Raw genomic sequence first — 9,893 nt, 5'->3', positions numbered from 1 at the left:
AGCGCGTTGGCGAAGGCGAGCTCGGCCGCCGAGCCGCGCGGACCCATGATCAAGTCGATATGCGCAACTTCATTGCCGTCGCCGACCAGCGACTCGCCAACCAGCATCTTGTTGATTACTGCCATGTGTTCTTCTCCCAAAATCCTAGCGCCTGAAGCGCCTCAAACGAGCCGCACGCCCGCTGCATGCGGCGATGAGAAAGCCCCGCAAGCTGTCGCTCGCGGCGCGGACTCAACCATTTTTGCGCCTGCTTGCCAAGGCGGGAGCCCGGCGAGCCCGCGAGCGTCACACGAGTTCGCGCGCCAGCGCGAAAGCGTGACGGAAGTCGAGACAAAGCGGCTCGTCAGACGACGCCATCTTCTTGAAGAGGCCCGATTCCGCGCCGTATTTGACGTTGCCGATCGCCAAGGCGCCGATGCCGAGCGCGCCATGCGGCGAGATAACGACGCCATTGTCGTGCAGGCCGCATCCTTCGACGCCGAGCGGCGGCACGGCGTTGACGTCGGCGGCGATCAACAGATCCTTGGCGGCGGCGAGATCTTCCTTCGAAAGCACCTGAATTCCGGCGCGCGCCGCGCAGAGCGCGATTTCATGCTGGCAAAGCAGCGCACGCACCTGTTCGGGGCTGGAGCCGTCGGCGGGCATCACCTTGATGTCGAAACGCGCGCACATTTCGTTGGCGAGTTTCGCGACGCGCTCGAGCCCGCTATAGCCGACAACGGTGACCTTAGCGCCTTCAAGCGCCGAGATGACCGCCGCGGAATAGCCGACGACGCCGGTCGCGCCGTAGATGACAATTTTCGCGCCCTTGAGTTCGCGCTGTTTCTTCTCCCGCAGAATCTTTTCGACGCAGGCGACCATCGCGCCGGCGGTCGTGAAGGAGCCGTAAGGGTCGGCGAACAGCGACACTTCGAAGGGCTTGAGCAGCGCCTTCTTTGCCGCGTCCATCATGTCGAGCGCCAGCACCGCGTCGCGGCCGGCGAAGAAGATTCCGGTGCGCAGCGCCGCCGAAGGCGCGCGCGAAAACATCGCGTCCTGCACGAGCGCGGTGACCTCGTCGAGCGTGACATTGGTATAGGGAATCGCCGCATCATAACCGGCGTCGAGGGCCATATTTACGTCGAAGGGACTCATATGCTTCAACGTGCTGAGCATGTGCAATATCGCTTTGGCCATTGAATTTCCCCAACCTTTCCCTCAATTTTCGTGTCTTGCGCGGCCATCAGGCGACGCGCCGGCGGGAGACGGTCTCCAGCCCCTCGGTCTCTCAATGATTCCCGGCAAAAGGAACGGCGCGCGGCTGCGCGACCTGGCCTGCCCGGAGCGACGGGAGGCTTAGAACCCAGAACGCAGCCGATGTCCAGAGGCGTGTGCGCCGCAGCGGGCGGCCGCGGGGCGACGGCCGTTGGTTGACGCCGGCCGCGCTTTGCCTTTATAAGCCCCGGAAACGAGGCTCGGCGCATCGGCGTCGCGCCTCGCTGTCTTTTTCACCCTCTGCTGGCGACCGCGGGCGACAGACGCCACGGTCCGCTCATGGAAAAATAGAGCGAAAGGAACCGTTATGTCCCGCCGTTGCGAGCTGACCGGAAAGGGCGTGCAGACCGGCAATCTCGTCAGCCACTCCAATCGCAAGACGAAGACCCGCTTTCTGCCCAATCTCGTCAATGTGACGCTCGCCTCCGAGGCGTTGGCGCGTTCGGTGCGGCTGCGCATTTCTGCGGCTGCGCTGCGCTCGGTCGAGCATCGCGGCGGGCTTGACGCCTTCCTGCTCAAGGCGAAGCGCGAGGAGCTGTCGCAGAACGCGCGCGAATTGAAGCGAGAAATCGAGAAGAAGCAGGCGCCGGCGAGCGCGTAATCAACCTAAACTACTTTTGAAAAGCCCCGCGCTACATGGCGACGGGGCTCTTTCTTTTGTTGCTCTTCTTGGATCGGACGCGGCGCCAGAAGTCGAGTCGCATACCCGTGCGCCTAATCCCTCCCCTTTGGAGGGTGGTTCGCGAAGCGAACTGGGTTGGGTTAAAGGGGGGCCAAAGCATCCCCCTCCCCGCGCGCCGTCGGCGGGCGACCTCCCCGCGAGGGAGGAGGTATCGCCCAGCGTCCTTGGATTACCCCCGCACATCCGGCGGCGTAGCTTCCTCTGAGAGCTGCTTTAATGCGTCCTCAAGCGGAAGCTGCGTCTGCGCCTGCGAGCCGAGCCGACGTATCGAGATCGTGCGCTCGGCAGCCTCTTTCTTGCCGGCGACGAGCAGCACGGGGACCTTCGCTAATGAATGTTCGCGCACCTTGTAGGTGATCTTCTCATTGCGCGCGTCGACCTCGACCGCAAGCCCGAGCTTGCGCGCTGCGGCGGCGACCTCATAGGCGTAGTCGTCGGCGTCCTGGGTGATCGTGCAGATGACGATCTGCAGCGGCGACAGCCACAGCGGCAGATGCCCGGCGTAATGTTCGATCAGAATGCCGGTGAAGCGTTCGAGCGAGCCGAAGATCGCGCGATGGATCATCACCGGCGTCTTCTTGTCGCTGTCCGGCCCGATATAATAGGCGCCGAAGCGCGACGGCAGGTTGAAGTCGACCTGCGTCGTGCCGCATTGCCACTCGCGGCCGATCGCGTCGCGCAGCGTATATTCGAACTTGGGGCCGTAGAAGGCACCTTCGCCCGGATTGACGCCTGTCTTGATGCGTCCGCCCGAGCGCGCTTCGATTTCACTCAAGACCCGCGTCATGATCGCTTCGGCTTCGTCCCAGGCCTGGTCGGAGCCGACGCGCTTTTCCGGACGCGTCGAAAGCTTCACGACGACTTCCTCGAACCCAAAATCGGCGTAGGTCGACAGGATGAGATCGTTGATCTTGAGGCATTCTTCCGCCATCTGCGCTTCGGTGCAGAAGACATGCGCGTCGTCCTGCGTGAAGGCGCGCACGCGCAACAGGCCGTGCAGCGCGCCGGACGGCTCATAGCGATGCACAACGCCGAACTCCGCCATGCGCAGCGGCAGATCGCGGTATGATTTCAGGCCATGTTTGAAAATCTGGATATGGCCCGGACAGTTCATCGGCTTGATGGCGTAGAGCCGATCCTCATCCGTTTGCTCGCGCGCCGGCTGCGAGACGAACATGTTCTCGCGGAACCATTCCCAATGGCCGGACGTCTCCCACAACGTCTTATCGAGAAGCAGCGGGGCGTTGACCTCCTGGTAGTCGGCTTTCAGGCGCCGGCGCATGTAGGAGATGACGTTCTGGAATAGCGTCCAGCCTTTCGGGTGCCAGAAGATCGCGCCGGGGCCTTCCTCCTGAAAGTGGAAGAGATCCATCTCGCGTCCCAGCCGCCGGTGGTCGCGCCGCTCGGCTTCCTCCAGCCGATGGAGATAAGCGTCGAGCTCCTGCTGCGTCGCCCAGGCCGTGCCGTAGATGCGCGACAGCATCGGCTTCGTCGAGTCGCCGCGCCAATAGGCGCCGGCGACCTTCATCAGCTTGAAGGCCGTGCCGACCTTGCCGACGGACGGCATATGCGGGCCGCGACAGAGGTCGAGCCACTGGCCCTGCTTATAGATCGAGAGCGGCTCGTCGGATTTGATCGCGTCGATGAGTTCGCCCTTGAAAATCTCGCCCTTGGTTAGAAACCATTGCTTGGCGTCGTCGCGGCTCCAGACTTCGCGGGTGATCTTGGCGTCACGCGCGACGATCTCGCGCATCTTCTTTTCGATCGCCGGCAGGTCTTCGAGCGTGAACGGCTCGGCCCGGAAGAAATCATAGTAGAAGCCGTTCTCGATGACCGGGCCGATCGTCACCTGCGTGCCGGGATAGAGCTCCTGAACCGCCTCGGCCAGCACATGCGCGGCATCGTGGCGAATAAGCTCAAGCGCGCGGGGATCTTCACGCGTGACGAATTCGATCTTCGCGTCGCGCTCGATCGGGCTTGCGAGGTCGACGAGCGCGCCGTCGAGCGTCATGGCGACGCTGCGTTTGGCGAGAGATGGAGAGATGCTCTTGGCGATGTCGGCGCCCGAAACGCCGGGATCGAACTGACGGGACGCCCCGTCGGGAAATGTAACCGCTATCATATTGCGCTCCTGTCACGCTCAGTCGCCGATACGAGTCGACGTAAGTCGCTTTGGATGGACGGCGCATTCATAACGCCGACCGCGCGCGGATGCAATCGGCGCGAAGGGGCGTCGTTTGGTCTGAGAAGAAGCGCTGGCGCTCCGGACAGGATGTAACTGGAACTGCTATGTGATTGTGGGAACTTTGCAATTCTTAAAGTACTGCCGGGCGCGCCGGCTTGGCCCAGAGGACTTTGTCGATGAGGTGCGTCAAGACGCATCCGATGGCGCGCTGATCGCCGCGAATCACAGCAAATTCCGCGCAGCGATCAGGCGCGCGTCATTTCAGATGGCGCTTGCAACGCAAACTGACCGTCTCGTAAACTTAACCGCCAGATTGGCCGCGCCTTCTTCAAATTTCGCCGCCCGCCATCTCGAAATCGCAGACGATCAAACAGCGCGTCTAAGGACGATAGAATCGCCATGGAGAAAAACCCTATTTCGAACGTGACCTCGGTTACCGTAATGCTCTTTGTCATCCTGATCGCCTGCAAATTCGGGCAGGCGGTACTTGAGCCAGTCGTCTTTGCTGTCTTCATCATTGCGATTGCTTGGCCCCTGCAGAAGTCGATGCAGGCGAGAGTGGGGAAGGCCATTGCGTTGACCGTGACCGTCGTGATGACCGCCGCCGTGGTCCTGGCGCTGTTTTCCCTGATCGCCTGGGGCGGACGAGAGGTGGTGGAGTGGATCAGACAGAATCTCGACCGAATCCAGGAAGCGGCGATGACGTCGACGTCGTGGCTGGAAGAGCATGACATTTTCGTCTTCACGCTCATGGCGGAACATTTTAACGGCGCGTCGCTCGTAAGGCTTCTACGCACAGTCGCTGTGAGAGTGAACACAATTTTGGCCTTCGCGGTTATAGTCCTCATCTATGTGATTTTAGGACTGTCGGAAGCCGAATTCGTTCGGGCGCGAATCGCTTCACTGGGAAATCAGATGACAGGCCAGCGCCTGTTGGAAGGCGGCAGGAAGATCGGCGAAAAGTTCCGCACCTATATGTTCGTTCGCACAATCGCCAGCATAGCGACAGGTCTGGCGGTATGGGGTTTTGCTAAATTCATGGAACTGGAAATGGCGGGCGCATGGGGCGTCCTGGCTTTTGCGCTGAACTACCTGCCCTATATCGGATCTCTCATCGTAACAGCGCTGCTGCCGCTCTTTGCCTTCGTGCAGTTCGGCTCCTTTGAGACGCCTTTATTCGTCTTTCTGGGCGTGTCAGTCATCCAGTTCATCATCGGGAGCTATCTGGAGCCGGTATTTTCGGGATCGGCTCTGTCGATCTCGCCGCCTGTCGTCCTTTTTTCGATTGTTCTCTGGACTTTCCTGTGGGGGGCGCTTGGCGCCTTTCTCGGCGTCCCGCTTTCGATCGCGGCGCTGACGATATGCGAGCAATTCCCGTCGACTCAGTGGGTCGCGGATTTGTTGTCAGGCGGACGACGCATGGGCGCTGTAGCGCCCCGACCATCCTGAGGGGGACGGGGAGACGTCTTCAAGCTTTCTTTCGTTACGTCTGCATCCCGCCGCCTTCACCTCTGTTGGAAAGTCCGCGGCGCGAGGCGTTGCGTCTCGCTTTCGGGCGAAACATATGGCTGACGCCAGCCTTATACGATAAGAGAATGGACTGAATTCGCGCAGAGAGACATCAGATGCTTTGGCTGATCCGATTCACTGGCTTGGTCTCCCAGGCTGTGTTCCTCGAATTCGTGCACATCTTCGGCTTGGTCGTATTCTTGATCGCGATACTCCTTGGCTATTTCCGCGCTCCGTGGTGGATCGTTCCAATGCTTGCCGTCGCTTGCGGCGTCATCGCGGATAGGTTCGTCGATCTGACCTATCTCACGGATATACTTCGCAGGGCGGTATCCGCGAATGATCGCTGGGCCTTTGTGATCCTGGTTTATTTCGCGATAACGATCGGGGGTTACCTCATCGGCTTTCTGGGGCGTTTTTTCGTTAAGCGAAGGAAGCGATCCTAATTTCGCGGGAACCGGGGCGCGGCGATGCTTGTCGCATCTCCGCTGTACCGTTGCGTTCTATGGCCTTAAGACGGGACGACGGCGCCGCGGCGGCGCTGGCGTCGGGGTCGCCGGCGGCGGCGAGTCGAGGCGCTCTCCGCCAGGCGCGGGCGCGTCGCTGTTTGGCGCATCCGGAAGGCGTTCTTCAATACGCTGCGCCATGTAAGAAAAGAATGGGTTCGATGACATGCGCAGCAGGGCGTCCAGACTGACGATCAGCGTGCCGCGCTCGCCGCGCGGCGCCAGAGAGCCCAGGTGGACGCCAAAATCTTCGGAGAGGTCCGGCGTCAGACCATAGAGAGAGTCGCTGAGCGGAAAGGGCAATGCGACATGCGAGAGCGAAAACACGCCTTTCGGGTATTGTAGCCCCAACGGGCGGGTTTGCTCCGCCGTCACGCCAGCCTCGACGACACGCTCGACCGCATCGTCGGTTCCTTCGCCGGCGTTGGTCACGATCGTCAATCGGTAGTTTCTGACGCCCACGGGAACGAGTTGAGAGAGCGCGGCTTCCGCGGAGGCGCGAAGCAGCGGACCAAATTTGACGTTGCGATTTACGTCGAACAAGACGAGTTCGCTTCCGTTCGCTGGCAGATGATCATAAAGCCCGGAAAGCACGGCCTGGGTGCTGACAGTGAAATCCATGACGGACTGGAACGTCAGTATCGGCGGCAGCGCGGTCAACCGACCCTCTCGTCGCGCCAGCGACATTTGCGTTCCAAGCGCATGCGTGAGGCGATAGGATTGTCGCGCGCCATTCACGGGAAAGGAATTATATTTAAATGGATTGAACTCGGGCAACACGCTGAGCCAAGCCGCCTTGGCGAAGGCGGGCAGCATGGCCGGCAGGCCCGCCAGACCGGCAAAACGCGCGAATCTCGTAATTCCCACCATTGGCGAAATCAGGATCAGACGGTCGACCCGGGCGAGACGCTCATCCTCGATGGCGTCGAGCGCATATTTCAGAGCGAGCGACCCGCCGTTCGAGAATCCGACAATGTGCAGAGACGCCGGACCCGGCGCCCGTCGTCGCGCCTCCCTCACAGCAAGACGCGTCGCCGCCAACCAAGTCCCCCACTCCACCTCGGTCAAAGCCGCCGGCACTGTGCCATGCGCAGGCAATCTGATCGCGACCGCTACGAATCCGCGATCGCGATAGCGTGATGCTATGTGGCGCAAACTGTACGGCGAATCGGTCAATCCATGCAGCAGCACGACGGCGCCGACCGGCGGTCCCGCGGGTTGGAGAAGATAAGACCGGTTCCAATCCTGCGAAAAATGTCGCGGGTAAACCGGACTGCCCTCGAAATAGCGATTGAAAGGAACCTTTTCTTCCGGCGTCAACTGCTGGCTGACGTTGACGCGCAGAGAGTCGAATATTTTTTCTTCCGCCTCGAGATAGGCCTCCCAATCGGCGGCGTCGATTTCCTTCTCGCTCAGCTCATGAGGGACGTAAGTATGCCAGACGTCAAGCGGCAGTCCGCGCTGAGAGTTGTAAATTCGCACCGCGAGAAACGTGACGACGAAAAGACCTAACAACGCCAAAGACCATTTGGCTATTTTGAGCGCAATGCCCAGCATCATCTATCCTCGGCTCATGCCCCCGATCGCGCGCCCCATGCTGCAGATGGTCGACGCGCGAAGAAGCTGCTTGCCCAATCAGGCGCACCCACGCAAACTATAATTCATTCGAACCGAGCCCAGCGGATAAATCGATCGGGCTTCTTGGATAATGCGCAGGCGCTCTCAAATTAGGCCCCGAGTGTTTTAGCCGGGATTCGAGTTGGTAGGTCGCCGACGCCGAGGTGAGGCCTTGCGAATATGACGCGCGACGCGGTTCTTGTTGATCTCGCCTTACAGGGCGGCGGCGCGCATGGCGCCTATACGTGGGGCGTTCTCGACCGTCTGCTGGAGGAATCCTGGCTCCAGATCGAGGGCATCTCGGGCACGTCGGCCGGCGCTATGAACGCGGCGGCGTTAATCAGCGGCTATGTCGATGGCGGGGCGGACGGCGCGCGCGCGGCGCTCGAGCTATTCTGGCGGCGGGTTTCGCTGGCGGCGCGCCTCAGTCCATTGCAGCGTAATCCTATCGACGTGTTGATGGGTCGCTGGACGCTGGACGCTTCGCCTTTGTTCGTCGCGACCGACATCATGTCGCGTCTGTTCTCGCCCTACGATCTCAATCCGAAGGGCGTCAATCCGCTGCGGGAGATTCTGGCGGAAACCGTCGATTTCGGCCGGCTCGCGCGCGCGCGGATCAAGCTTTTCGTTACCGCCACAAGCGTCTCGACCGGCCGCGCCCGAGTCTTTAGAAACGCCGACGTCACGCCGGACGCGCTTCTTGCTTCGGCGTGCCTGCCGACCATGTTCCAGGCCGTCGAAATCGACGGCGAAGCCTATTGGGACGGCGGCTATTCCGGCAATCCGACAATCACGCCGCTCGTTCGCGAATGCGAGTCGACCGATACGATCCTCATCCAGATCAATCCCATCGAGCGCAACAACACGCCGCGGTCGGCGACCGAAATATTGAACCGCCTCAACGAAGTGTCATTCAATGCGGTTTTGCTCAAGGAGCTGCGCATGATCGCCTTGTTGCGCCGCGCCGCTAACCCAGGAGACAAGGAGGGCTCACGCTGGGCGGGGATGCGCATCCACCGGATTTCGACCGAAAAGATGACGCAACTCAGCGCATCCTCCAAACTTATCGCCGAATGGGATTTTCTCTGCATGCTGCGCGACGAGGGGCGCCGATCGGCTGAAGCGTTCCTCGATCGTCACGATCGCGACGTCGGCGTCCGTTCCACTCTAGACCTTGACGCATTGCTTGAGGGGATTTGACCTGAGGGGACTTGCTGGAATTCTTGCCGCCCCTTGCGGACTCATATGGTTCGCATAGCGAGTCTGACTCTACCCGCCGTTTGCGGCTGCGCGCACAAGCAATGCTATCTCAATATCGTCGTGGTCGCGATCGTCGGCGCGCTTATCGCGCTCGGCTCAGAATTCGGCGCCTCTTGAACGAGTTCTTCGAGCGAGGCGCGCGGATGGTGCGAGAAACCGACCGCGCGCCTTGTTCGAGCCGTCCGTCCTTACTGCGCCGGCTTCTCGGACGTCTCCGGAGCGGTCGACTTCGCCGGTCCGGTGCGGCGGACGCGCGCGACTCGGCGATGACGCCGCGACCCTCTGGCATGGCTGCGCGGACGCGGAGAGCGGGGCTGGTGATGGAAGGTAGTGAACTGTCGCTCCTGCGCCTCGGCGTCGTCCGGAATCAGGGCCGCGACCGGGGCGACGACCGCCGCCGCAAACAGAGCGGTCAGCAGCGAGCGGCGCGAGAGTTGAGAGCTCTCGTCAAAATTATCAGTAGTCATGTGTTCCCTCCCAAAGGACTTGTCACGCTTCAATTTTGCATAACTCGGAAACCTTCGCAAATGGGCTCGACCGCGGGCGCTCCTTGCGGAAAGACGTTGATCTGCTGGGATACACGGCCTTCGCCGCTTCACAGGCTTGGTTAACGCGCATTGTCTCACTTTGCCGCACGCGCCTACCGACAATGCATTCCCGAGAACGTCTGAGCCCCGCGAGCCAAATCCGCATTGCTTCAGTATTTTTCAGGCACAAACCGTAGCCCGTCGAGCGACGCGAGATCGTCATATCCGCGGTCCATCGAACGCTTCGGAAGTTTAGCCTTCTCGCGGTCGACGTTCTCATATGGAATGGAGTCGAGCAGATGGCTTATGCAGTTGAGGCGCGCCCGCCTCTTGTCGTCCGAGCGGACAATATG

At 61.0% G+C, this 9,893-nt stretch carries 10 protein-coding genes and 1 pseudogene; 5 read left to right on the top strand and 6 right to left on the bottom strand.

Annotated elements, in window-relative coordinates:
* Both QZ964_RS20355 and QZ964_RS20350 read right to left on the bottom strand, forming a co-directional pair.
* Window positions 1–125, bottom strand: a 125-nt coding sequence (locus QZ964_RS20355) for a formaldehyde-activating enzyme (RefSeq protein ID WP_292532040.1), incomplete at its 3' end; no start/stop codon positions are given.
* A 160-nt stretch (window positions 126–285) separates the two neighbouring features.
* The gene (locus tag QZ964_RS20350; protein ID WP_292533984.1) at window positions 286–1,176 is read right to left on the bottom strand and encodes an NAD(P)-dependent methylenetetrahydromethanopterin dehydrogenase; all 891 of its coding nucleotides are present in this window, start codon (window positions 1,174–1,176) and stop codon (window positions 286–288) included.
* Between the two features lie 385 nt (window positions 1,177–1,561).
* Between QZ964_RS20350 and rpmB the strand changes: the two genes are divergently transcribed.
* Window positions 1,562–1,855 carry a 50S ribosomal protein L28 gene (rpmB, locus tag QZ964_RS20345; protein WP_292533981.1) on the top strand — a complete coding sequence of 98 codons (294 nt, stop codon included), beginning with the start codon at window positions 1,562–1,564 and terminating at the stop codon, window positions 1,853–1,855.
* Between the two features lie 250 nt (window positions 1,856–2,105).
* Here rpmB and thrS read toward each other — a convergent pair whose 3' ends face one another.
* Window positions 2,106–4,058 carry a threonine--tRNA ligase gene (gene thrS, locus QZ964_RS20340; RefSeq protein ID WP_292533978.1) on the bottom strand — a complete coding sequence of 651 codons (1,953 nt, stop codon included), beginning with the start codon at window positions 4,056–4,058 and terminating at the stop codon, window positions 2,106–2,108.
* Between the two features lie 462 nt (window positions 4,059–4,520).
* Here thrS and QZ964_RS20335 point away from each other — a divergent pair, with 462 nt between their 5' ends.
* Together QZ964_RS20335 and QZ964_RS20330 are read left to right on the top strand one after the other, a co-directional pair.
* Window positions 4,521–5,570 (top strand): AI-2E family transporter, encoded by a 1,050-nt coding sequence (locus tag QZ964_RS20335; protein WP_292533975.1) that lies wholly within the window; start codon window positions 4,521–4,523, stop codon window positions 5,568–5,570.
* 176 nt (window positions 5,571–5,746) lie between these two features.
* Complete coding sequence (locus tag QZ964_RS20330) at window positions 5,747–6,076, top strand: hypothetical protein (RefSeq protein ID WP_292533973.1); 330 nt, start codon at window positions 5,747–5,749, stop codon at window positions 6,074–6,076.
* Window positions 6,077–6,133: 57 nt separating this feature from the next.
* On the opposite strand, the gene QZ964_RS20325 is transcribed toward QZ964_RS20330, so the two are convergent.
* Complete coding sequence (locus tag QZ964_RS20325; RefSeq protein ID WP_292533986.1) at window positions 6,134–7,693, bottom strand: carboxylesterase; 1,560 nt, start codon at window positions 7,691–7,693, stop codon at window positions 6,134–6,136.
* Between the two features lie 240 nt (window positions 7,694–7,933).
* Here QZ964_RS20325 and QZ964_RS20320 point away from each other — a divergent pair, with 240 nt between their 5' ends.
* A complete protein-coding gene (locus QZ964_RS20320) occupies window positions 7,934–8,953 on the top strand; it encodes a patatin-like phospholipase family protein (RefSeq protein WP_292533970.1) in 1,020 nt (339 codons plus the stop codon).
* Between the two features lie 45 nt (window positions 8,954–8,998).
* Entirely contained in the window at window positions 8,999–9,130 is a 132-nt protein-coding gene (locus tag QZ964_RS20315; protein ID WP_292533967.1) for a hypothetical protein, read from the top strand.
* A gap of 71 nt (window positions 9,131–9,201) precedes the next feature.
* Here QZ964_RS20315 and QZ964_RS20310 read toward each other — a convergent pair whose 3' ends face one another.
* Together QZ964_RS20310 and QZ964_RS20305 are read right to left on the bottom strand one after the other, a co-directional pair.
* Entirely contained in the window at window positions 9,202–9,480 is a 279-nt protein-coding gene (locus QZ964_RS20310; RefSeq protein ID WP_292533964.1) for a hypothetical protein, read from the bottom strand.
* A 230-nt stretch (window positions 9,481–9,710) separates the two neighbouring features.
* Window positions 9,711–9,893, bottom strand: a pseudogene (locus QZ964_RS20305) (polyphosphate kinase 2); the annotation flags it as partial.

Origin of the sequence: Methylocystis sp. (genome assembly GCF_021731785.1) — a bacterium.
Classification (GTDB): Bacteria; Pseudomonadota; Alphaproteobacteria; order Rhizobiales; family Beijerinckiaceae; genus Methylocystis.
This window is presented reverse-complemented; position numbering and strand designations above follow the sequence as displayed.